We start from the raw sequence: 22,290 nt of genomic DNA, 5'->3' as shown, positions 1-22,290 counted from the left end.
CGCAACGACGGGCGGCCGTCGCCGGGAGCACCGCAAGCACCACGGCGAGGACCGCTCCGCGCACGCGTCTCTTCTGGCCGAGATCCGCGAACTGCGGGCGGAGGTCGCCGCGCGGGTCCGGAGCGCGCCCGGCCGGGCAGCCGTGAGACCGACATCACCCGGGCGAGGGTGAGATCGACCCGGCATTCACCCGTCTGGAATGCTCCGGCCGGGGGCTGCGCGCCGGTCACGACCGGCCGCGGACGCGTGGTCGAGCGAAACGAGGAGGAACCGATGGGAATCGTCAGCTGGATCGTGCTGGGACTGATCGCGGGAGCCATCGCCAAGCTGCTCATGCCGGGCAAGGACCCGGGCGGCTGCATCATCACCATCCTGCTCGGCATCGCGGGCGCGTTCGTGGGCGGCTGGGTCGGCAAGACCCTCTTCCACGTCGAGCTGGGCAAGTTCTTCGACGCCCGCACCTGGGGTCTGGCGATCCTGGGCTCGCTGATCCTGCTCATCGGCTACCGGCTGCTCTTCGGCGCCCGGCGCGGCTGAAAGCCGGAGCGGACATACCTCAGTCGGAGATCCCGGAACGGGAAGGCGGCTGAGGTTCCGCCAGGCGACCCACTACGCGAGCCACCTCTGAATAGTCCTAGTTGACGCAGGGGATCTCGTCGGCGTTGATCGGCTCCTCGCCCGCCGTCGCGGTGCGATGCGGCTCGCCGTCCAGGTGGACCAGTGGTGCGGGGGCGAAGCCGCCTGCGCCCGGTCCTCTGTAGTCGTCGCCGAGCAGCACGCGGATTCGACGTTCGCGCAACGAGGAGTCGAGCCGCACGGGCAGGCCGCCCAGGTGTCCGGCGACGTAGTGGGCCACCTCGGCACCGCCCGCTCCGTGGAGTACGAGCGAGGTGCGCGCACGGCGGGTGTTGTCGGCGTCGCGGACCGGGATGGCGGCGGCGCTCAGCACGTCCTGCACGCGTGTGGCCAGGCCGCCGACGCGGGTGCCGTTGAAGACCTCCACCGCGCTGCGCTGCAGCTCGGCCGGACGAGCAGGTTCGGCGGGCAACCCGTCGTCGGCGCGCTGGATGGCCGTGCGCACCCGGCGCGGGTCGACCCGCACGGCCTGACCGTCGTTCGGCGTGTCGTAATCGGGGTCCTCGACCGGGATGGTGGCGAAGGTGATGTCGCCGCCCGCCAGGCCCCGCATCTGCTCGGCGAAGGCGAACACGTCCCAGCCCTGGTCGAGCACGACGGACTGCTCGACGGCGTCGAACAGGGCGTTGAGCCTGGCGGGGTTGGCCAGTGTCCCGGTCGACAGCACCGAGCGGGCCAGCCCGGCCATGAACGCCTGCTGCCGCTGGACGCGGTCGAGGTCGCCGCGAGGCAGGCCGTGCCGCTGCCGGACGAAGGCCAGCGCGTCCCCGCCGGAGATGAGCTGGCGTCCGGCGGGGAAGCGCGCGCCGGAGTACGGGTCTTTCACGGGCGCGTTCAGGCACACCTCCACGCCGCCGATCGCGCGGGTGAGCTGGTAGAAGCCGAGCAGGTTCACCTCGGCGTAGTGGTCGACGCCGACCCCGGTCAGCTTCTCCACCGTGCGCACCAGCAGCTTGCGGCCCGCGTCCGACGACCGCCGTTCCAGCTCCACCGGGTCCGCGACGCCCTGCGCCCGGAGCTGGGCGTGGGCGGCCGTCTTGGCCCGGCCGTAAGCGGAGTTGATCTTGTGGTTGCCATGGCCGTCGGGAATCGCGACGTAGGAGTCGCGCGGCAGCGAGTAGGCCACCGTCCGCGACCGGTCGGCCGGGATGTGCAGCAGGACCAGCGTGTCGGTGAGGCTGGAGTCGGTATCGCCCGTGCGCAGCTCGCGCAGGAGCTCCTCCGGCAGCGGGTTGCCGTGGGCGTCGGTGCGGCCGTCCAGTCCGACCAGCAGGATGTCCAGCGCCCCGTCCTCGGCGGCCGCGGTCACGTCGCTGGTGGACAGGCCGCCCTGGAGGCGGTCGAGGCTCACCCACGCGTAGCCGGTGAGCACGAGGACGATGCCCGAGGCCAGCGCCGTCGCCGTCCGGGCCCACCTGCGCCAGCGGGGGCGACTCCGCGAGCCGCGGGTGCAGGCGCGTGAACCCGGCCGGGCGGACCGTTTCGTCCTGCCGGGACGGCGTCGCTTCGTTGCGCGCTGCTGCGGTGCGGGAACGTCACCACCGGCCGCGGGACTTCCTCGAGTCACCTCGGCGAGTATCCCGTGCAACCGGCGGCGGGGCCGGGCCTCGGACCCGCCGCGGCGGAGAACAACCCGTCCAGGCGAGGCGTTCCGCGCCGTCCGTCGCCGATCACAACGGCAGTACCCCGTTCGAGTCGTACCGTCGTCCCCATGAGCACACCCGGCCGGTCCCGGACGGTGACGTGTTGCTGGAGGAACCGCCCTACCCGAAAACCTCCGGACCGGCTCGTGCTCCTCAGCGGTTCGCCGGCGGCTGGTCCAGCGCCTCGCACTCCTCGTCGGTGAGCAGGCGGGAGCGGACGAGGAAGCGAACACCGTCGGGGGCTTCGAGGGAGAAGCCGCTGCCCCGGCCCGGTACGAGGTCGATGGTGAGGTGGGTGTGCTTCCAGTACTCGAACTGCGACCGCGACATCCACACCGGGACCGCTTCGCCGTCCACGTCCAGATCGCCGAGGCGGACGTCGGCGTCCGCGGTCTGGAACTCCCCGGCCGGGTAGCACATGGGCGCGCTGCCGTCGCAGCACCCGCCGGACTGGTGGAACATCACCGGGCCGTGCCTGCCGCGGAGGCGGCGGATCTGCTCCGACGCCTCCGCGGTGACCGACACCCTGCCGGGCAGGTCCATCAGAAGAACCCCATCGCGTTGTCGGAGTAGCTCACCAGCATGTTCTTGGTTTGCTGGTAGTGGTCGAGCATCATCTTGTGGGTCTCGCGGCCGATGCCGGACTGCTTGTAGCCGCCGAAGGCGGCGTGGGCGGGGTAGGCGTGGTAGTTGTTGACCCACACCCGGCCCGCCTGGATGTCGCGTCCGGCCCGGTAGGCGGTGCTCGCGTCGCGGGACCACACGCCGGCGCCGAGGCCGTAGAGGGTGTCGTTGGCGGTCTTGAGCGCGTCGGTGTAGTCGTCGAACTTCGCGACCGAGACGACGGGGCCGAAGATCTCTTCCTGGAAGATGCGCTGCTTGTTGTGTCCCTGGAAGATGGTCGGCGCGACGTAGTAGCCGCCCGCCAGGTCGCCGTCGAGCTCGACGCGGTGGCCGCCGGTGAGGACCTCGGCGCCCTCCTGTCTGCCGATGTCGATGTAGGACAGGATCTTCTCGAGCTGGTCGTTGCTGGCCTGCGCGCCGATCTGGGTCTCGGTGTCCAGCGGGTTGCCCTGCCTGATCCGCTCGGTGCGCGCGACGGCGTCGGACAGGAACCCGTCGTAGATGCCGGACTGGATCAGCGCCCGCGACGGGCAGGTGCAGACCTCGCCCTGGTTGAGGGCGAACATGGTGAACCCTTCCAGTGCCTTGTCGTAGAAGGAGTCCTTCTGGGCGGCGACGTCGTCGAAGAAGATGTTCGGGCTCTTGCCGCCGAGCTCGACGGTGACCGGGATGATGTTCTGGCTGGCGTACTGCAGGATCAGCCTGCCGGTGGTCGTCTCGCCGGTGAAGGCGACCTTGCGCACCCGGGGGCTGGAGGCCAGCGGCTTGCCCGCCTCCACGCCGAAGCCGTTGACCACGTTGAGCACGCCCGCGGGCAGCAGGTCGGCGATGAGGTCGAGCAGCACGTGGATCGAGGCGGGGGTCTGCTCGGCGGGCTTGAGGACCACGGCGTTGCCCGCGGCCAGCGCGGGCGCGAGCTTCCAGGTGGCCATCAGGATCGGGAAGTTCCACGGGATGATCTGGGCGACCACGCCCAGCGGCTCGTGGAAGTGGTAGGCCACGGTGTCCTCGTCGATCTGGGAGATCGAGCCCTCCTGGGCGCGCAGAGCACCGGCGAAGTAGCGGAAGTGGTCGATGGCCAGCGGCAGGTCGGCGGCCAGCGTCTCGCGCACCGGCTTGCCGTTCTCCCAGCTCTCGGCGACCGCGAGCTTTTCGAGGTTGTGCTCCATCCGGTCGGCGATGCGCAGCAGGACCCCTGCCCGCTCCGCCGCCGAGGTGCGGCCCCACGCCGGCGCGGCGCCTTCGGCGGCGTCCAGCGCGCGCTCGACGTCGGCGGCGGTGCCGCGGGCGATCTCGGTGAAGGTCTTGCCGGTGACCGGGGTGGGGTTCTCGAAGTACTCGCCCCCGGCCGGGGCCACGTACTCGCCGCCGATGAAGTGGTCGTAGCGTGAGCGGTACTCCACGACCGAACCCGCCGTACCCGGAGCTTCGTACAGAGCCATCGTCGCCTCCCGTGCGAACCGCGGTGACCCGGACCCTCGTTGGTCCGGTGACGGCGCAAGCTAGGGGAACCGACGTTGCATCGACGTTGCGCCGGCGCGTCGGCGGAGGGTTGACACGCTCGGAGCAGTGCGGCTTGCCCGTTGCCCGCGTCACCCACCAAGATGACCCGATCGGCGCCGGATTCGCCGTCGCCGCCTCGGATGCAACCTGGAACAGGTCTTGTGCCGCTGCCCATGAACGACAGCAACGACGCCCCGGCAGACCCGCTCGAGCGGGCGCACCTGCTCGAGCGGGTGCACGCCGCGGTGTTCGCCGGAGACCGGGCACCGCACCAACCGCGTCCCGTCGTCGTCGAGTCGTGGCGACGGTCGCTGGAGGCGCGGATCGACCCCGACGGCTGGGAGCCGCCGGTGTCGTTCGACTCCCACCAGCTCGGCGACGTCCGCGACGCCCATCCGCTGGCGGCGTGGATTCCGCTGCTGCGCCGGACGTTGCTGGAGGCGGCGGACGGCTCGACGCACATCATGATCGTCACCGACGCCGACGGGAACATCCTGTGGCGGCAGGGAGATCCGCGGGTCTGCCGCGACGCCGACCGCGTGCGGCTGGCCGAGGGCACGCGCTGGGCGGAGAGCGCGATCGGCACCAACGCCATGGGCACGACGCTGGCCACCGGTGCGCCGGTGCAGATCCACTCCGCGGAGCACCTCGTGCGCACGTACCACTCGTGGACGTGCGCGGCGTGCCCGGTGCGCGACCCGGAGACCGGCCGGCTGCTCGGGTCCATCGACCTGAGCGGACCGCTGCACACCATGCACCCGGCGTTGCTCGCCCTGGTCGTCACCAGCGCCCGGCTGGTGGAGAGCGAGCTGCGGCTGCGGATGAACGCCCGCGACGACGTCTTCCTGGAGCGCAACGCCCACCACCTCGCCCGGCTGCGGGGTGCGGGGGCGCTGCTCGGCCCCAGCGGGCGGATCGTCGCGACCGCACCGGGTTCGCCGCTCGTCCCCGGCCAGCGTGTCGCGGTCGACGGCGCAGGCGGTCACGTCGTGCTCGACGGTGGCGAGGCGGCCGAGGTCGAGCCGCTGCCCGAGGGTTACCTGCTGCGCGTGCGGCAGGGCGGGGCGCGGGTTCCGCGTCGGCCGCGGTTGTCGCTGACGCTGCTCGGCGATGCCACCCCGACGGCCACAGTGGACGGTTCGGCGCACGATCTGAGCCTGCGCCATGCCGAGATCCTGGCGCTGCTCGCCCTGCGCCCGGGCGGGCTCACCGCCGAACGGCTCGCGCTCCTGCTGCACGGTGAACAGGGGAACCCGACGACGGTCCGGGTCGAGATCCACCGCATCCGCGCCATCCTGGGCCACGACGTGGTGAAGACCCGGCCCTACCGCATCGACGCGGAGCTCGACACCGATGTGGAGCTCGCCCGGCGGGCACTTCGGCGCGGGGACGCGGGGACGGCGCTGGACTGCCACACCGGACCGCTGCTGCCGCGCTCGGAGTCGCCCGCGATCCGCGACGAGCGTGAGGAACTGCTTGCCGCGTTGCGAACGGCACTGCTCGGAGCGGGCGATCCGGAGCAGCTCTGGCGATTCGCCGAGAGCGAGGCCGGTCGCGACGATCTGGAAGTGCTGGAGAAGGTGCGAGACCTGCTGCCGCGTGACAGCCCGCGGCGGACGGCGGTGCAAGCCCGCCTGCGCCGGTTGCTGGAAGACGAGGCGTAGAGCGGCGCGTCCGCGCTCGCTCCACGGCGGTGCGGCCACCGCTTCGCCCGCGGTGGCCGCACCGGGCCGTGCTCGCTCAGTCCGTGCCGGACTCCATCGCGGCGCGGTCGAGAGCCCCGGCGTCGGACTCCTCGTGCGTGCCCACCGACGCGATCGCCTCCGCGCCGCCGGACTGCAGCGACCCGACCAGGTCGGCCTGGGCCTGCCCGACGAGACCGAGCTGGGCGTAGTTCTCCAGCTTGGCCCGGGAGTCGGCGATGTCCAGGTTGCGCATGGTCAGCTGGCCGATCCGGTCGACCGGGCCGAAGGCGGCGTCCTCGGTGCGCTCCATCGACAGCTTGTCCGGGTGGTAGGAGAACGCTGGACCGGTGGTGTCCAGGATCGAGTAGTCCTCGCCGCGACGCAGGCGCAGCGTCACCTCACCGGTCACCGCCGAGCCGACCCACCGCTGCAGCGACTCGCGCAGCATCAGCGACTGCGGGTCGAACCAGCGGCCCTCGTACATCAGCCTGCCCAGCCTGCGGCCCTCGTTGTGGTAGCTGGCGACGGTGTCCTCGTTGTGGATCGCGTTCACCAGCCGTTCGTAGGCGATGAACAGCAGGGCCATGCCCGGCGCCTCGTAGATGCCCCGGCTCTTGGCCTCGATGATCCGGTTCTCGATCTGGTCGCTCATGCCCAGCCCGTGCCTGCCGCCGACGGCGTTGGCCTCGTGCACGAGGTCGACGGGGGAGTCGAACTCCTTGCCGTTGATCGCGACCGGACGGCCCTGCACGAACGACAGCGTGACGTCCTCGGTCGCGATCTCGACCGAGTCGTCCCAGAACGGCACGCCCATGATCGGGTCCACGATCTCGATCCCGGTGTCGAGGTGCTCGAGCTGCTTGGCCTCGTGGGTGGCGCCCCAGATGTTGGCGTCGGTGGAGTAGGCCTTCTCGGCGCTGTCGCGGTAGGGCAGGTCGCGTTCCTGCAGCCACTCCGACATCTCCTTGCGGCCGCCCAGCTCGCCCACGAAGGCGGTGTCCAGCCACGGCTTGTAGATGCGCAGCCGCGGGTTGGCCAGCAGCCCGTAGCGGTAGAAGCGCTCGATGTCGTTGCCCTTGAACGTGGAGCCGTCGCCCCAGATCAGGACGTCGTCGGCGAGCATTGCCCGCACCAGCAGGGTGGCGGTGACCGCCCGGCCGAGAGGGGTGGTGTTGAAGTAGGTCCGGCCACCCGACCGGATGTGGAACGCGCCGCAGCTCAGCGCGGCCAGGCCCTCCTCGACCAGCGCCTCGCGGCAGTCCACCAGCCGCGAGATCTCGGCGCCGTAGGCCTCGGCCCGGCCCGGGATGGAGGCGATGTCGCTCTCGTCGTACTGCCCGATGTCGGCGGTGTAGGTGCACGGCACCGCGCCGTTCTCGCGCATCCAGGCCACCGCGACGGAGGTGTCGAGGCCCCCGGAGAAGGCGATTCCGACCCGCTGGCCCACCGGCAGACTCGTCAATACCTTGGACATGGCTCAATAGTATGCGATGGACTGCATGACTATGAAATCCGGGTGCGGTCCGCGTGTCCGCCGCCCGGGGAGACTGGGTGACTCGAACGTCCATTCGAGTTCTTGCGCTCGTGTGTTCGGGGCAGGGTCAGCTTCCGCGGCCGTCGAGCAGGAGTTCGGTCAGCTCCAGCAGCAGCGGGGTCTCGCGGTCGGCGTCGAACTCCCCCTGGGCGGTGATGCGGTCGGCGAAGCCGTCGAGGAGCAGCGCGATCCAGTCGGCGACCTGCCGGGCTGACAGGTCGGTGCGGATCTGCCCGCCGCTCTGGGCGCGCTCGGTCCAGGTGGTCAGGCCCTCGCGGATCGCTTCCTCGTCGGCTCGCAGCGCTGTCGCGACCAGCTCGTTGGAGACCACTCCGCCGACCGCCGCGATGAACCCGGCCGCCCGCTCGTCCCGCAGGTCGGCGACCGCGTGCCGGACGTAGTCGAGCAGGACCTCGCGGGAGTCGTCGCGGCCCTCCTGCGCGGCGAAGAACTCGCGCGTCTCGGTCGTGCCCAGCTCGAGGATCGCCACCAGCAGGGAGTCCTTGGTGGGGAAGTAGTGGAAGAGCGTGCCAGAGCCGACTCCCGCGGTGCGGCAGATGACCGCGGTCGTCGCTCCGGCGTAGCCGTGCCTGGAGAAGGCGGTCAGTCCGGCGTCGATGATCTGCAGGCGCCGGGCGCGGTGGCGTTCGGGGTCGACGGGGCGTGGCACACCTCGAGTGTAGTTATTGGAGTGGACACTCTGCTAACTTGGGTCCCATGCTTGCACTCCGACGCCGGATCTGGCCGGTACTGGCGGTCTACTTCGGCGCCCCCCGTGACCGCCGAGTACCTGCAGGCGTACCTGACGTCCACCGGAGACGCGCCGGAGTTGCTCGCCGGCCTGCTCGTGCTCGGTCCGCTCTACGGCGGCGCGGCGCTGCTGATCAGGGAGCTCGGCCTGCGCACCGGCCGCGGCTGGCCGGGCGTGCTGCTGCTCGCGGCGGCGTTCGGGCTCGCGATGCCGGGACTGGTCGACCTCGCGTTGTTCGGGGAGCAGCGCGCCGACGTCGCGTACTGGGCGGAGCTGCGCGAGCCGACCCTGCTGGAGCCGCTCGGCATCAGCGCCTACACGACGATCAGCTGGACCGCGGGCCACGTCGTGATGAGCGTCGGCGCACCGCTGGCGTTGCTGTCCGCGCTCGCCCCGGCGCACCGCGGCCGGCCGCTGCTCGGCAAGGCGGGCATCGGCGTGACGGCACTGCTGTTCGCGCTCGCGGCGGTGCCGGTGCACCTCGACGGGCAGCGGATGTACGGCTACGAGCTGAGCCTGCCGCAGGCGGCCGGGGTGCTGGTGGTCGTCGCGCTGCTCTGCGGCGCGGCGTTCTCCCGGCTCGGGCTGCCGGTCGCGGCGCGCGCCGGCGGCCGTGCGGTGCCCGCGCTCTGGATCGTCGCGGGCGGAGTGCCGGCGAAGGGATTCGACCTCCTCCCGCCCACGTGGCTCGGGGTCGCCGGCTGCGTTGCGCTGGGGGTCGGCGCAGCCGGCGGCACGTGGTGGCTGGCGGTGAACCGGCGCTGGTCGCCCAGGGAGGTCGGTCTGCTGGGTGGGAGCGCGGTGGTCGGCGGCACGCTCGTCGGCTTCCTGTCCCCACTCCCGGACGGCGTGGCAGCCGTGGCGAAGTACGGGCAGAGCGCCGTGCTCCTCCTCCTGGCCGTCGCCGTCGTGGTGCTGGTGAGCAGAACTTCCGGCGCCGAAGCGGGAGTGGCGCCCGGCCGAGGCGGCGTCCCGGCGAGCGCGGGGGAGAGGTGAGCGTGGCGATCTCCGCGAACTCCTTGCCGCACAAGGGAATTCGTAGCCGGCGCACGCGTCGGCTGCTGCTGTGGGCGGCGCGGCGGTCGGCGGGTGTTCAGGGGAGGACGAGCGCGCGGCGCCGCTTTCCGGCAGGCACTCGGCTCGCGGATGACGGGCGCGCCGGGAACGCGGGTCCACCACCGGTTCCCGGCGCGCCGGCCCGTCGTGCCGCCGTACGCGCGGCACGGGTGTGCCGCGGGCCTTCCGGTCAGGCCGGTTCGGCGACGAACAACGGGATGACCCGGTCCGTCTTCTTCTGGTAGTCGTCGTAGTCGGGCCAGACGTCGGTCGCCCGCGACCACCACTGCGCTTTCTCGTCGCCGGTGACCTCGCGGACCACCATGTCCTGCTTGTCGGTGCCGTCCTGCAACTCGACGTTCGGGTCGGCCTTCAGGTTGTAGTACCAGACCGGGTGCTGGTCGGCGCCACCGTTGGAGGCGATCAGGGCGTAAGCGCCGTCGTGCTCGACCCGGATGACGGGATTCTTGCGCAGCTTGCCGGACTTGGCGCCGACCGAGGTCACGACGACGACCGGGCGGCCCTTGATGGTGGTGCCCTCGGTGCCGCCGGAGTTCTCGATCTTCTCGACCTGGTCGCGCACCCAACCCGAAGCGCTCGGGACGTACTCTCCAGTAAGAGGCATGGTCGACATCCTGCCTCCGGTCGGCGCGACGTGCCACCGGCGCGGCTCGCGACCACATCGCGGAACCGTCCCGCGGCTCACCGCCTCCGGCGAGCCGCCCCACCGCGTCGGCGGGTCGCCGGAGCGCCCCGCCGCGATGGGTCACCGGTTGGGGTCGAAGGGCACGCCTTCCGGCTTGGCCTTCTCCAGGTCCGCCTCGAAGGTGCCGTCCTTGAGCGCGAGGGTGGCACTGCCGAAGTCGGCGGCCACCAGCTTGTCGCGGACCCCGGAAGGGAAGTTGTTCCAGCTGACCAGAGCCGGGTACTGCCACGTCCCGTGGTCGTTCTCCGGCTGCTCGTCCTTGCCCGCGAGGCGGAACGCGTGCGTGCCGGGGCCGTCCTTGTGGTAGACGATCTTCGGATGGCTGCCTTCCCAGGCGACCTCGGAACGGGGGTGCGTGGCGTAGTCGCCGTGCGCGGACGCCGACACGTACTGCGCCTCGCCCTGGTTCACCCACACCACGACGTGCTCCAGGTCGTGGCGATGACCGCCCAGTCCGCTGCCGTCCACGGCCTGGTCCTTTTCGAAGTACAGCGCGTACATGTAGGCGCACCAGCCGCTCTGGTCGTCGCACTTCGAGCGGGCGTAGGAGTTGGTGTTGTCCAGGTCGGACTTGTCGTGGCAGTTGCCGTTGACGGCACCGGAGAGCTCCAGGCCCTCGGCGACCGTCCCGTCTGCGCCGATGGCGGGAGTGGGGTAGCAGCCGTCCCCGTCGTAGTCGAACGCCGGCTGCCACTTGCCGTCGGGCTCGGCGACGCTGGAGGGAATCGCGGTGGGCGGTTCCGCCAGGGCGCTCGCGGGAGGCAGGCCGACGAACAGCAGCGCGGCCCCGACGACCGCGCGGGTGCCGAACCACAGCTTCTTCGGCAGGCGAACGCTTCCGCGTCCGGCTCCGGACGCGGCGGGAATCCGCGGGAAATCTGGGAATGAACGGAGGGATGAGTGGAAAGGGATTCGTCGTAGGGAGAACGACGAGTGCGGTCGGTCCCCGGTGAACCCGGCGCGGGCGGGCGGTTTTCGCATTATGGCTGTCCCCACTAGGCCAGTCGCAACGATTGTCTTGATCGACTTCGACGCCGATCGCGATCCTAGCGGGGCTCACCACCGCGAGAAATGCGTCTTCCGGCCCAGTGCGGTTCAGCGGAACGGTGGTTCGGTGCGTCCATCAGCACGACGGCGGCCCGCGTTCGCGATGGGCCGCCGCGCCTGAATCTGAACGGAATTGTGTCGTTGTCCGAACTGGTGGTGTCGGTCAGGTTGCCGTTTCGTCGCTGCTTCGGCGTTCGATGAAAGTGTCCGGTGCGGACTCGGGGAGCTCGGTGCGCAGATCCGAGTCGCGCAGTACCTCCCTGGCCTGCGCCTCCGGATCCGCGCTGCCCGCGGCCTCCTCCTCCGGCAGCAACCGCGCGCGGTGCGCGGCGCGCTCGGGGATGTCGTTGCGCTCGTCGAACGTGCGCGGCGCGTCGGCGTCGTGTTCACGACGCGCCTGCCGCTCCTCTCCCGCGGGCAGCTCGGTCTCGCCGAGGTCCAGCGGCTGGTCCTGCCGCTCCATGTCGCGTCCCTCCTCGCGGTGGTCGTCGTGAGGGCCGCCCGACGTCCTACCCCGCCGATCGCTGCGGTGAAACATCGGTTCGCCGGGTGCGCACCCGTTTCCGGTGCCCGTGCTCAGGAACCGCGCAGCGCGGCGGCGAACCGCGGAGCCGCGTGCTCGACGGCGTAGCCGATGCCCAGCGTGGAGCCGGACGAGAACGCCATCGTCAGGTCGTGGTCGTCGAGGACCAGCAGGTGTCCGGCCCGCGCGGACGGGATCTGGTTCAGCACCGGGTCGTCGCGCAGCTGCCGGGCGTCGACCCCGATGGGGAAGACGACCGTGAGGTCCGCGCTGATCGTGCTCAACCGCTCGTGGGCGATGTCGGCGTAGAAGGTGCCGTTGGCGAGCGCGTTGATCTCGGGCTTGTTCTTCATGCCGAGGTCGGTCATGAACTCGACGCGGGGGTCACCGGGCAGGTACGCGCCCCACTTGTTGCCGTAGTAGGCCGCCACGGCCACGGTCTTGCCGGCCGGCTCGGGGTGGGTCCGGGTCGCGTCCCGCAGCCGGCCGTCGAGCTCGGCGATGCGCTGCTCGCCGAGCTCGGGCTTGCCGAGAGCCTGGGAGACCAGCCGCATCTGCTCCCGCCAGCCGGTCCCGTAGGCGACGGTGCCGGGCGGCGGTCCCACTGTCGGGGCGATCTTGGAGAGGATCTCGTTCTGCGCGGGGTCTCCCGAGGAACGGGTGTTGAGGATGAGGTCGGGCCGCAGGGCCGCGATCGCCTCGTAGTCGGGCTCGGTGGTGCCCAGCTTGGTCGGGGGCTGGGTGTAGAGGCCGGCGGCCCACGGGCCCACGCCGTTGCCGCCGGAGCCCTGCCAGTCGCTCGCGCCCACCGGCTGCACGCCGAGCGCGAGCGCGGTCTCGGCGTCGGACCAGCCGAGAGCGACCACTCGCTGCGGCCGAGCGGGAACGGTGACCCGGCCGAACGTGGTGTCCACCGAGGGCCCGGGCGTGCTTGCCGGGGCGTGACCGCCGCCGCTCGCGCAGGAGGTGACCATCATCAGCAGGCCGAGCACCGCGGCGGCGAAGCGGCCCTGTCGCAACATCAACCCAAGCTCCCGGGGTGGAGTGGAACCAATGGTCGATTAGGTTAACCTAAGCTAATCTGATCTTGCGATGCCGGGTGCGTCCGGTCGGCCGGGCTCTCGGCGGGTGCGCCACTGAGGGCGAGCGTTGGGAAATGGCGGACTTCGAGTTGGGCGATTCTGCATCCGCCGGAGCAATGGCCATAAACGGAAGCCCCGGGTGTTTCCGCTTTTCAGCGGAAAGTGTCGCCGGCGGTGAGGCTGGGATCGTCGAATTGGGACCGATGCGGCTCGGCCAGAAGCAGGTTTGTGTGACGCGGCAAGGGTTGTCCGCTGTTGCGGCCGCTTGGCTTATTCCGGGGTGGTTCCGCGGGTAGCAGAGCGAGTCGTCCGGTTGGGTGCGGGAAAAGGTGTTCAGCGGTATTCGGCGCGGCACTCTCGCCGACTGTCCACTTTCGCTTGCGAATCAATGGCACGAGTCGGCGCGTTGTGAATATTCTGGCGCTTGTTGATCAACCCGTTATCCGTGTGATTCGCTGCCAACGACGGCGCATGGTTCGCCACCGTCGAGAGGACGCCGCATGACCGAGTCCATCCAACGAGACGCCGACAGCCAGGAAGCCGCCTGCCCGCACGCCCGCACGTACCCCTTCGGCGACCCCGGAGCCCTGGACTTGGACCCCGACTACGCCCGGGTGCGCGACGACGAGCCGCTGACCCGCATCCGCATGCCCATACGGTGAGCAGGGCTGGCTGGTCACCCGCTACGAGGACGTCAAGACGGTGCTGGCCGACCCGCGCTTCTCCCGTGCCGAGGTGCTCGAGCGCGACGTCCCCCGTCCGACGCCCCAGCAGGTCGAGCGGCCGGGAACGCTGGTCACCACCGACCCGCCCGAGCACGGGCGGCTCCGGCGCCTGGTGGCTGGGGCGTTCACCCACCGCCGCGCCGAGTCCATGCGCCCGCGCATCCGCGGGGTCGCCGACGAGCTCGTCGACGAGATGCTGGCGGGGGACAAGCCCGCCGACCTGGTCGCGGCGGTGTCGATGCCGTTGCCGGTCAACGTGATCTGCGAGCTGCTCGGCGTGCCGCGGGAGGACCGCCACGTCTTCCACTCCGGCGCCATCCTCTCCGACTACACCGTCCCGGCCGACGAGCGCGAGGCCACGTTCAAGAGCCTGGCGGACTACCTGGCCGAGCTGATCGCCGAACGCCGCGCCCGTCCGGAAGGTCCCGGCGACGACGTGCTCGGCGCTCTCATCAGCGCTCGCGACGCCGACGGCGACCGGCTCTCCGAGGAGGAGTTGATCGAGCTCTGGGTGGACATCCTCGTGGCGGGCTACGCATCCATCATGAGCGTGACCCCCGACATGGTCGTCACCCTGCTGACCGAACGAGACCGGTGGTACGGCCTGGTCGCCGACCCCGGTGGCGTGCCCGACGCGGTCGAGGAGATGCTGCGGGTGATGCCGACCATCATCGAGTCCGGCCACTCGCGGGTCGCGACCGAGGACGTCGAGATCGCCGGAGGCACGGTGCGCGCGGGTGAGGCGGTCCTGCCCTGCCTGCCCGCGGCCAACCGCGATCCCGCGGTGTTCGACGCGCCGGAGGAGATGCGCCTGGGGCGCGACGCGGGCAAGCACATCGCCTTCGGCTTCGGCCCGCACTACTGCCTCGGCGCGTCGCTGGCCCGCGTGCAGTTGCAGAGCGTGCTCACGGCGCTGGTCGAGAAGGTTCCCACGCTCGACCTCGTGGAGGCCGTCCGGGAGGATTCGACCCGCGTCGCCGCCGCGGTCCAGGGACAGCTGCTCGTGACCTGGTGAGCACCTGCGGCGCGTGATTCCACGCTGACGAAGCGGAATCCGGGAAGCCTCGGCATCGCCGCGGGCTTCCCAGATCCTGTTCACCTCGACCGCCTGATCTGCCTCGCCGGCAACAGTGTTGACATGTTGATCAGCGGGGGGCGAGCCGCCGGTCAGCTCAGGCCCAGCCCGCGCCTGCCCGTCTCGTTGAGCTGGTCGGGGGTGAAGCGGCCCTGCCACTCCCGCTCGTAGTGCTCCTCGGGGAAGTCGCCGGGGCTGGAGCCGGTTCGCAACGCCTCGCGCACGTTGGCCGCGTACGCCTCGTTGCGCGGGCACCACGGCGCTGCGGGGATGTACATGACGTTTCCCCAGCCCTCCTGGTCGGTGACCGGAGCGACGCTGTGGATCATGTCGCAGTGCCACCACACCGAGTCGCCCGCCGCGATGTCGGGGATGCCGGTGAGGGCCTCCACCAGCATCGGGTGCCACTCGTGGCCCGCGGGGAAGACCTGGTTGGTGGTGACGCCGCACATGTCGTCGTCCGGTACGTCCGGCAGCAGCGGCCGGAGCATCAGGTAGGCCATGGCCTCGGGGATGGGAACGGTGTGCAGGACGCCCTGGTCGTGGGCCATGTCCGACAGCGCCGTCCAGCCCTGGAAGGTCCGGAACGCCGAGCACATCGTCGAGCCGGGGTACTGCGTCGCGGCGGTGCGGTGGGCGGCGTCCCACGGGTCGTACCGCTCCACGGTGCCGTCGAAGAGGTGCCGGAACGCCCGCTGGTAGGACCGCGTCATCCACAGGTCTAGGGTGCCCGGGTCGCAGTGGGTGCCCAGGCCGCCCGAGTCCGATCCCGGCGGGCGGCGCCGGATGCGGTCCGGGTACATCGCGTCGCGGTCGGGCTCGAACCACCGCACGCCCTGCGACTCGTGCTTCCAGAAGGAGTTCAGGAACGACTGCACGCGCGCCATCCGGTCACTCTGGCGTGCCTGCATCTGCGCGCTGGACCAGTAGACCGGGTAGATCTCCGGCTTGGAGCCGACGCTGCCGAAGAAGTCGTCGCCGGGGCCGGAGTAGTTCTCGAAGAACCTGTTGCCCTCGACGTAGTCGACGATCTCGGCGTCCCAGGCCAGCGCCTGGTCGCGGTCGAAGTGCCCGCGCACGACCAGGCAGCCCCGCCGCCGGACCTTGTCGCGCTGCTCGGCGCTGACGGTGCCGCGTTCGATGTCGGCGTAGTCGACGACCGGCCACACGCCCTCACCGCGCGCCTGGTCCGCCCTGATCTCGGCGATCCGTGCCGCGATGCGCTCTTCGACGGCGACGAACACCTCTTCGACGGTGCGGCCGGACGACTCGATGCGCGCCCGCAGGGCGGGCTTGATCCGCCGGATCGCCGCGGACAGGTCCGCGGGCTCGGTTTCCCAGTGGGGCAGCTCAGGCAGGGTGCGCTCGGGTGCGGTGGTCACGCCGGCCTCCTTTGGTCAGGACTCCTAACTAATGGGGGACGGTAGTGGCTCCCGCGCCGTTTGGGCAAGACTCCTGACTAAACTGGCCGCCATGTCCTCCGCCAAGCCGTCGCTGGAGCTGCTGCGCTCGATCACCGACGAGCACGTGTTGCGCGCGGTCATGACCCGGGGGCGCCTGACCCGCACCGAGATCGCCTCGCTCACGGGCATCTCCAAGCCGACGGTCTCCGACAGCGTGCGGCGGCTGAGTGAGGCGGGCGTGCTCGCCGACACCGGGGAGCGGACGACCGGACGCGGGCGGGCGGGCCTCTACTACTCGCTCGCCCGGAGCTGCGGGACGGCCCTGGTCACGAGCATCACCCCGCACGGGGTGAGTGCCGAGGCGGTGGACGCCTTCGGCCAGGTCGTCGCCCGGTCCTCGGCGCGGCTCGGCAGGTCCTCGGGACTGGAGCCGGCCGCCGAAGCGCTCGCGCAGGCCGCCGCCGAGCTGCGGCGGGAGGTTCCCGGCGGGCTGCGCTGCGCGGTGGTGAGCGCGGCGGATCCCGTCGACCGCGCGAGCGGCCGGCTCGTGGAACTGCCGGACGTCCCGTTCGTGGTCGGCGAGCTCGATCCGGTCGCGGTGCTCGCCCCGCTGGTCGACGGAGCGGTGCGGGTCGACAACGACGTCAACTGGGCCGCCCGCGCCGAACGCGGCGGCGGCTGCGCCGCGGGCGTCGACGACTTCGTCTACCTGCACCTCGGCGAAGGTCTCGGATGCGCGGTGGTATCCGACGGTCAGGTGCGTCGCGGGCACCGGGGCCTGGCCGGCGAGATAGCTCATCTCCACACCGAGGGGCCCGACGGCAGGGCCGCGGTGCTCACGGAGGTGTTCGCGGCCCTCGGACTGCGTCACGAGGCGTCCACCGCCATCGACGTCGAAGCGCTGCGCAAGGCCGTCGATGCCGGGGGAGCGGCGGCGGAACGCGTGCTCGACGCGCTCGCGCGCGCGGTGTGCGGTGTCCTGTCGGCCGCCGTCGCGCTGGCCGACCCGCAACTGGTCGTCCTGGGCGGGCCGTGGGGCGGCGAGCCCGCGGTCGCCCGGACCATCGGTGAGCGGTTCGCCGAGTCGCCGCGCGCCGTGCCGGTCGCGCAGGCGCAGGTCGCCGCCCCGGAGCTGGCGGGCGCCCGCGCGCAGGCGCTGGAGGACCTGCGGGAGCTCGTCATCTCCGGCCCGCGCGGTCTCGCGGCCACCGGCGCGCCGAGCTGACCGCGGCACCGCGTCCGCGCGGTGTTCGCGCCGCGCGCGTTTTCCCGGTGCCGCTGGGCGGGTAGCTCTCGGCGGTGCCTGCAGACGTGAGGGAGGCGCGTGGGAAGTGACCGACGACCAGAACATCCTCGGCACGGTGCGCTCCCTGGTCGACGAGGAGCACCGGCTGCGCGCGGAGGTGCAGCGGGGCCGGATCGCCTCGGAGGACGAGCAGCGACGGCTCGCCGACATCGAGGCGCGCCTGGACCAGTGCTGGGACCTGCTGCGGCGCCGTCGGGCACGGCTCGAGGCCGGTGGCGATCCCGACGTCGCGTCGCCCGCGCCGGTCGCAGAAGTCGAGAGCCACCAGCAGTGACCGTCGCTCAGAGGGCGAGGCGGGGTAGGCAACCGCTGACATCCCTCTGTCCTTAGTGGACGTAGGTTGTCGGGCTGCCGAGGTGGCACGGAGTGTCGGCGGTCCCGGCCGCATCCGGCCTCGTGCCGCGCGGTGAAAGCTCGCGCAGTCGTACGTCCTCTCGTCCACCTGTGTCAGTTCCGGCACGGAATTTGCTGCCGCGGGGAAACTGCTGTTCCGGTCGGCCGACGTGCGCGCCGACCTGTGGCGCCGGGCGGCGCTCGCCGAGCTCGAGGACGTGGTCGGCCGGGCGGTCGTGGCGGCGCTGACCGACGAGGCGGACGAGATGACGGTGACCTCGGTGCAGCACGGGGCCCACTACACGGTGGTGACCGTGAGCGGACCCGTCGACGCCCGCGCGACGCGCCAGCTGGCCGCGCACCTCGATGGCCTGCAGCGCGCCGGAGTGCACCACCTGGTGGTGGACCTGGCCCGGGTCAGCCTCGTCGACGACGAGCTGCTCGACCTGATGCGCCGGGTCGAGGCGCGGGTGCTGGCCCGCAACGGCGTCTTCGAGCTCACCGGCCTGGCGCCGAACGTGCTGCACGCGATGGAGGACGGGCCGCTGTCGGAGGTGTTCGCGCTCTACCGCGCCACCCTCGAGCGGGCTGGGCCGCAAGCCGTGACGTGGGCCGCGCTGCGCTGCCCGCAGGGTCTGCTGGAAGTCCCCGAGCCCCGCACGGCGGGGCGGCACCGCTCGATCTTCGACGTGAGGGTGCAGCCCCGGGCGGAGACGAGTGGGACGGGGTAGTCCCGGCTCCGCGATTCCCGAAGTGCTCCAGCGCGCCGGGGGTCGCTCCGCGGCGGCAGCGCGGTCGCGCCGATCCGCAGGCACCGGTGGCGGCGCTGTCCCCGACCTACCCTCGTGGTGCGGCAGAGCCCGGTGCGCCGCCTCGACGCGGGGGCGGCCCGCGGCCGGTCGCCGCGGAGGGGAGTGCGCCGGTGTCCACGCGCCCGACGTCCGACGACCCCGGTGCGTACGACCGGGACGGCGGTGCCGCGCGGAGCCGGTTGCGGTCCAACGCCGCGCGGTGGCGGACCATGGGCCGCAGGGCCGCCGGTTTCGACCAGGCGTCCGGAGGCGACCTCCTGCTGATCTTCAAGACCGCGGGCGCGGCGGGCCTCGCGTGGGTGGTCGGCGCCTGGCTGACCGGCGCTCCGAGCCCGGTGCTGGCTTCGCTGGCCGCGGTGCTCGTCGTGCAGGCCACCGTCTACCAGACCATGCAGTCGGGCCTGCGCAGGGTCGCCGGCGTGGTGCTCGGCGTGCTGCTGGCGCTGGTGCTGGGGCGGTGGCTGGGCTTCAACGCGGTGAGCCTGACCGTCGTCCTGCTGCTGGCGCTGCTGGTGGGCCGGGCTTCGCGGCTCGCCGGGCAGAGCAACCAGGTCGCCGTCAGCGCGCTGCTCGTGGTCACCGTCGGCGGCACCCAGACCGGCTACGCCTGGGAACGGATCTACGAGACCCTCCTGGGCGCGCTGGTGGGCGTGCTGGTCAACGTGCTCATCGTCCCGCCGGTGCACGTGCGGGTCGCGCGAGACGCGCTCGGAGACCTGGCACGCAGGCTGGCCGAGCTGCTGACCGACATCGGGCAGCGGCTCGGCGACGAGGACGCCGCGTTCGCCTCGGCCCGGACCAGGCAGCTGCTCTGGACCGCGCGGGACTTCGACCACGAGATCACCGAGATCCGGTCCCAGCTGGAGCACGCGTCGGAGAGCCTGCGCTACAGCCCGCGGCACAGCGTCTTCCTCAGCCCCGCGCCCAGGCCCGAACCCGCGGCGCTGCTGGAGCGGACCCGGTCCGGCGTCAACGCCGTCGACCACATCGTCGACCAGACCAGCGCCATCGCCCGGGCGCTGGTCGACGTGGGCGAGGGCCGCGCGGGCGCGGAGTGGGACCGCTCGGTCCAAGGCAGGTCGGGGAACTGGTGGTCAGCGTCGGCCGGGCGGTCGAGACCTGGTCGCTGACGCTGGTCGCCGACAACCCCGACGTGCCCGAGCACCCCGGTGGACGCCCGCCCCGCACGCGGCTGGTCCGCGACATCGAGCACGCCCGGGCCCAGCTCGCCGCGGTCAGCCAGCACCTCGCCGCCCAGCGCCGCGAGGACGAGGGCCCGAGCACGAGCAGTTGGCTGGTGGTGGGCGGCGTGCTCGCCGACCTCTCCCGGATCCTCACCGAGATCGACCCCGCGGGCGGCGCGCACAAGTCGGCCTTGTCGCCCACGCCGGGTGCCCACCTGCACGTGCGGCGGCCCTCGTGGCGGCCGCTGCGCCGCGCGGTGCGAGCCGCGCGCAGGCGGCTCCGCCCGCGGAGCTGAGTGCGGATGGTGCCGCCGGGCCGAACCGGCCGGCGCGTTTTGGACCCGGCCGGGGTTGGTGCGCTCCCACCGCGGTCACCAGACTCGGGTGCGACGACCGCGGAGAGCCGGGACAGGAGTCCGACCATGGAACCGAGGCAGGTGCGCTGCCCGCACTGCGGGCGCGCGAACAGGGTTCCCGCCGCAGGCGAAGGTCGCCCGGCGTGCGGCGACTGCCACCACCCGCTGCCGTGGATCGCCGACGCGGGCGACGACGACTTCACCGAGGTCGCCGAGCGGTCCTCGCTGCTGGTCGTGGTGGACCTGTGGGCGCGCTGGTGCGGCCCGTGCCGGATGGTCGGTCCCGTGCTGGAGAAGCTGGCCGAGAGGTTCGCCGGCCGGATGAAGCTGGTCAAGGTCGACATCGACTCCGCCCCGCGGATCTCGCGGCGGTTCGAGGTCCAGGCGGTCCCGACGCTCCTGCTGCTCGACCGGGGCCGGGTCGTCTCCCGCCACGCCGGTGCGGTCCCGGAGCCCGTGCTGCGTGAGTGGATCGAACAGGGGATCGGCGCGGCATCGTCCGGATCGCCGCCATGACCGCGGCTCGCCTGTGGTTTCGCATCGACCGCGCGGATGGTCCGCTGACCGGGCGCGGGGTGCGCGGTGCGCTCAGGCGGGCAGGTCCATGACCCGCCACGCGCGGGTCGCCACGTGCAGGTTCAGCCGGTTGTCGACCTCGCCCAGGTCGATGCCCGAGATCTCCCTGATGCGGCGCAGCCGGTACCGCAGCGTGCTCCGGTGGATCACCAGCGCGTTGGCCGCGGCGTTGTAGTTGCCGCCGCATTCCAGGTACTGCGACAGCGTGTTCACCAGGTTCGAGTGGTGCGCGCGGTCGTAGTCGACGAGCCGGCCGATCCACTCCCGCACGAACGCCTCGATGTCGGCGCCGCCCTCGCCCTGGCCGAGGACCCGGTACAGCCCGATCTCGTCGAAGAACGTGATCCCGTGGCACTCGCGGGACTGCTGGCGGATCCGCATGGAGCGCAACGCCTCCCGGAACGAGCGCGGGAACTCCCCCGGGGCGTCGCAACGTCCGCCGACCCCGATCGCGCCGCGGTCGCTGCCGATCTCCTCGGCCAGCGCCCGGTAGAAGCCCTCGCCGTCGGGCCTGCCGCTGTTGAACAGGATCACCGCTTCCGACCGCCTGGAGACCAGGCTCGACATGCCGGTCCGCTGCACCGCCCGCTGCGCGGCGGCGGCGAGCTCGTCCTCGGACCCGGCGCCGGGCCACTGGACCGCGATCGCGTAGTGCGGCCCGTGCAGGTTGTGGCCGACCGCCTCGGAGCGGGCGAAGACGCTCTGGTCCTCGACCCCGGCGACGAGGTCCTCGACCAGGTCGCGACGCAGCCGCAGCTCCGTCTCGGCCAGGTTGCGGGCGTGGGTCAGCCGCAGCGCCAGCGCCAGCGCCGCGTGCTCCATCGCGTGGACGACGTGCGCGTCCTCGGTCGGGCCCGGATCCAACAGCGCGATGACGCCGAGGATCTCGTGCCGGGGCTGGGCCAGGATCAGCAGGCGGTTGCGGTCGCGCACGACGCCGTTGCGGGCCGCCGCGCGCCTGAGGGTCTCCTCCCGCGTGCCGTTGGGCTGCGGATGCGGGTCCGGCCCGCCCGGACCGGCCCACGCCAGCAGGTTGCCGAATCGGTCCTCGACGGCCACCGCGCTGCCGGTCAGCTGGTGCAGGGTGGCGGCGATCTCGTCCTCGCCACCGTCGGATGCCGCGATACGGGTGAAGGTCTCGTGGATGGTCGCCCGGCGCCGCAGGTCCTCGACGGTGCTGGTGAGCCGCCGGTTCATGACCGCCAGGTCCTCGCTGAGCCTGCTGAGGTGCATCGCGTGCTCCCGCTCGACCTGCAGGAACGAGGCATTGGCCAGAGCCGCGGCGGTCTGCTGGGTGAGGACGTCGAGCAGGAACCGCTCGTGGCCTGCCGGCTCGCCGGGGCCGGTGAGCACGAGGTAGCCGCCCAGCCCGCCGGGACGCCGCAGGGCGAAGGCCCACGCCCACGCCGAGCCCGCCGCGAGGACCGGTCCGTCCTTCCCGCGCAGTGCGCCGAGCTGGTCGGTGAGCGAGGCGGGGACCCGGTCGCGTCCTGGCCGGAACTCGACCAGCTCACCGCGGCGTTCCAGATAACCGGCCAGTGCCCGGTACGAGCCGAGGGTGGGCACCGACGACATCGCCAGGCGCAGGATGCTCTCGGCGTCGATGTGCTCGAACATCGACATTGACAGCTCGAACAGCTGGTGCAGGTGGGAGTCCAGCACCACATCCCGGCCGTTGTTGCCCGCTGGTTTCGGAACGAAGTTCGTGTTCTCCATGGCTGCATCCCCGG

General features: G+C 71.9%; 22 protein-coding genes. 11 read left to right on the top strand and 11 right to left on the bottom strand.

The window, feature by feature from the left end; translation table 11 throughout:
• Positions 1-273: 273 nt before the first annotated feature.
• Positions 274-537 carry a GlsB/YeaQ/YmgE family stress response membrane protein gene (locus tag HUO13_RS24440; RefSeq protein WP_211897403.1) on the top strand — a complete coding sequence of 88 codons (264 nt, stop codon included), beginning with the start codon at positions 274-276 and terminating at the stop codon, positions 535-537.
• Between the two features lie 97 nt (positions 538-634).
• On the opposite strand, the gene HUO13_RS24435 is transcribed toward HUO13_RS24440, so the two are convergent.
• From HUO13_RS24435 to exaC, 3 genes are all read right to left on the bottom strand, one after another.
• The gene (locus tag HUO13_RS24435) at positions 635-2,203 is read right to left on the bottom strand and encodes an LCP family protein (RefSeq protein WP_211897402.1); all 1,569 of its coding nucleotides are present in this window, start codon (positions 2,201-2,203) and stop codon (positions 635-637) included.
• 229 nt (positions 2,204-2,432) lie between these two features.
• Positions 2,433-2,822 carry a DUF779 domain-containing protein gene (locus tag HUO13_RS24430; protein WP_211897401.1) on the bottom strand — a complete coding sequence of 130 codons (390 nt, stop codon included), beginning with the start codon at positions 2,820-2,822 and terminating at the stop codon, positions 2,433-2,435.
• The gene (gene exaC, locus HUO13_RS24425) at positions 2,822-4,345 is read right to left on the bottom strand and encodes an acetaldehyde dehydrogenase ExaC (protein WP_211897400.1); all 1,524 of its coding nucleotides are present in this window, start codon (positions 4,343-4,345) and stop codon (positions 2,822-2,824) included. The genes HUO13_RS24430 and exaC overlap by 1 nt, the downstream gene beginning before the upstream one ends.
• A 234-nt stretch (positions 4,346-4,579) precedes the next feature.
• On the opposite strand from exaC, the gene HUO13_RS24420 reads away from it, so the two are divergent.
• Positions 4,580-6,070, top strand: coding sequence for a GAF domain-containing protein (locus tag HUO13_RS24420; protein WP_211897399.1), 1,491 nt, complete (start codon positions 4,580-4,582; stop codon positions 6,068-6,070).
• 76 nt (positions 6,071-6,146) lie between these two features.
• Here HUO13_RS24420 and argG read toward each other — a convergent pair whose 3' ends face one another.
• Together argG and HUO13_RS24410 are read right to left on the bottom strand one after the other, a co-directional pair.
• Complete coding sequence (argG, locus tag HUO13_RS24415) at positions 6,147-7,565, bottom strand: argininosuccinate synthase (RefSeq protein WP_211897398.1); 1,419 nt, start codon at positions 7,563-7,565, stop codon at positions 6,147-6,149.
• Between the two features lie 127 nt (positions 7,566-7,692).
• The gene (locus HUO13_RS24410) at positions 7,693-8,295 is read right to left on the bottom strand and encodes a TetR/AcrR family transcriptional regulator (RefSeq protein WP_211897397.1); all 603 of its coding nucleotides are present in this window, start codon (positions 8,293-8,295) and stop codon (positions 7,693-7,695) included.
• 105 nt (positions 8,296-8,400) lie between these two features.
• Between HUO13_RS24410 and HUO13_RS24405 the strand changes: the two genes are divergently transcribed.
• Complete coding sequence (locus tag HUO13_RS24405) at positions 8,401-9,372, top strand: hypothetical protein (RefSeq protein ID WP_211897396.1); 972 nt, start codon at positions 8,401-8,403, stop codon at positions 9,370-9,372.
• A 250-nt stretch (positions 9,373-9,622) separates the two neighbouring features.
• On the opposite strand, the gene HUO13_RS24400 is transcribed toward HUO13_RS24405, so the two are convergent.
• The 4 genes from HUO13_RS24400 to HUO13_RS24385 form a co-directional block, all read right to left on the bottom strand.
• On the bottom strand, positions 9,623-10,057 hold the full coding sequence (locus HUO13_RS24400) for a nitroreductase family deazaflavin-dependent oxidoreductase (RefSeq protein WP_211897395.1): 435 nt from the start codon (positions 10,055-10,057) through the stop codon (positions 9,623-9,625).
• A 141-nt stretch (positions 10,058-10,198) separates the two neighbouring features.
• On the bottom strand, positions 10,199-11,119 hold the full coding sequence (locus tag HUO13_RS24395; protein WP_211897394.1) for an NPP1 family protein: 921 nt from the start codon (positions 11,117-11,119) through the stop codon (positions 10,199-10,201).
• A 229-nt stretch (positions 11,120-11,348) separates the two neighbouring features.
• Positions 11,349-11,648, bottom strand: coding sequence for a hypothetical protein (locus HUO13_RS24390; protein WP_211897393.1), 300 nt, complete (start codon positions 11,646-11,648; stop codon positions 11,349-11,351).
• A 113-nt stretch (positions 11,649-11,761) separates the two neighbouring features.
• Positions 11,762-12,730, bottom strand: a complete 969-nt coding sequence (locus tag HUO13_RS24385) for an iron-siderophore ABC transporter substrate-binding protein (protein WP_211897392.1) — start codon at positions 12,728-12,730, stop codon at positions 11,762-11,764.
• Positions 12,731-13,290: 560 nt separating this feature from the next.
• On the opposite strand from HUO13_RS24385, the gene HUO13_RS37705 reads away from it, so the two are divergent.
• Both HUO13_RS37705 and HUO13_RS24380 read left to right on the top strand, forming a co-directional pair.
• Positions 13,291-13,452, top strand: a complete 162-nt coding sequence (locus HUO13_RS37705) for a hypothetical protein (protein WP_249124004.1) — start codon at positions 13,291-13,293, stop codon at positions 13,450-13,452.
• A 40-nt stretch (positions 13,453-13,492) separates the two neighbouring features.
• Complete coding sequence (locus HUO13_RS24380) at positions 13,493-14,530, top strand: cytochrome P450 (RefSeq protein ID WP_249124003.1); 1,038 nt, start codon at positions 13,493-13,495, stop codon at positions 14,528-14,530.
• A 152-nt stretch (positions 14,531-14,682) separates the two neighbouring features.
• On the opposite strand, the gene HUO13_RS24375 is transcribed toward HUO13_RS24380, so the two are convergent.
• Positions 14,683-15,972: a DUF1479 domain-containing protein gene (locus HUO13_RS24375; RefSeq protein ID WP_211897391.1), complete on the bottom strand. Its 1,290-nt coding sequence runs from the start codon at positions 15,970-15,972 to the stop codon at positions 14,683-14,685.
• A 91-nt stretch (positions 15,973-16,063) separates the two neighbouring features.
• On the opposite strand from HUO13_RS24375, the gene HUO13_RS24370 reads away from it, so the two are divergent.
• From HUO13_RS24370 to trxA, 6 genes are all read left to right on the top strand, one after another.
• Positions 16,064-17,218, top strand: a complete 1,155-nt coding sequence (locus HUO13_RS24370) for an ROK family transcriptional regulator (RefSeq protein WP_211897390.1) — start codon at positions 16,064-16,066, stop codon at positions 17,216-17,218.
• 106 nt (positions 17,219-17,324) lie between these two features.
• The gene (locus HUO13_RS24365) at positions 17,325-17,573 is read left to right on the top strand and encodes a DUF2630 family protein (protein WP_211897389.1); all 249 of its coding nucleotides are present in this window, start codon (positions 17,325-17,327) and stop codon (positions 17,571-17,573) included.
• A gap of 229 nt (positions 17,574-17,802) precedes the next feature.
• Positions 17,803-18,363, top strand: a complete 561-nt coding sequence (locus tag HUO13_RS24360) for an STAS domain-containing protein (protein WP_211897388.1) — start codon at positions 17,803-17,805, stop codon at positions 18,361-18,363.
• A 191-nt stretch (positions 18,364-18,554) separates the two neighbouring features.
• The gene (locus HUO13_RS24355) at positions 18,555-19,574 is read left to right on the top strand and encodes an FUSC family protein (RefSeq protein WP_211897387.1); all 1,020 of its coding nucleotides are present in this window, start codon (positions 18,555-18,557) and stop codon (positions 19,572-19,574) included.
• A complete protein-coding gene (locus tag HUO13_RS24350) occupies positions 19,535-19,924 on the top strand; it encodes a hypothetical protein (RefSeq protein WP_211897386.1) in 390 nt (129 codons plus the stop codon). Before HUO13_RS24355 ends, HUO13_RS24350 begins: the two co-directional genes overlap by 40 nt.
• A gap of 126 nt (positions 19,925-20,050) precedes the next feature.
• Entirely contained in the window at positions 20,051-20,500 is a 450-nt protein-coding gene (gene trxA, locus HUO13_RS24345; protein WP_211897385.1) for a thioredoxin, read from the top strand.
• 72 nt (positions 20,501-20,572) lie between these two features.
• On the opposite strand, the gene HUO13_RS24340 is transcribed toward trxA, so the two are convergent.
• Complete coding sequence (locus HUO13_RS24340) at positions 20,573-22,276, bottom strand: PucR family transcriptional regulator (RefSeq protein ID WP_249124002.1); 1,704 nt, start codon at positions 22,274-22,276, stop codon at positions 20,573-20,575.
• Positions 22,277-22,290 lie beyond the last annotated feature (14 nt).

It is taken from the genome of Saccharopolyspora erythraea (genome assembly GCF_018141105.1).
Taxonomy (GTDB): Bacteria; Actinomycetota; Actinomycetes; order Mycobacteriales; family Pseudonocardiaceae; genus Saccharopolyspora_D; species Saccharopolyspora_D erythraea_A.
This window is presented reverse-complemented; position numbering and strand designations above follow the sequence as displayed.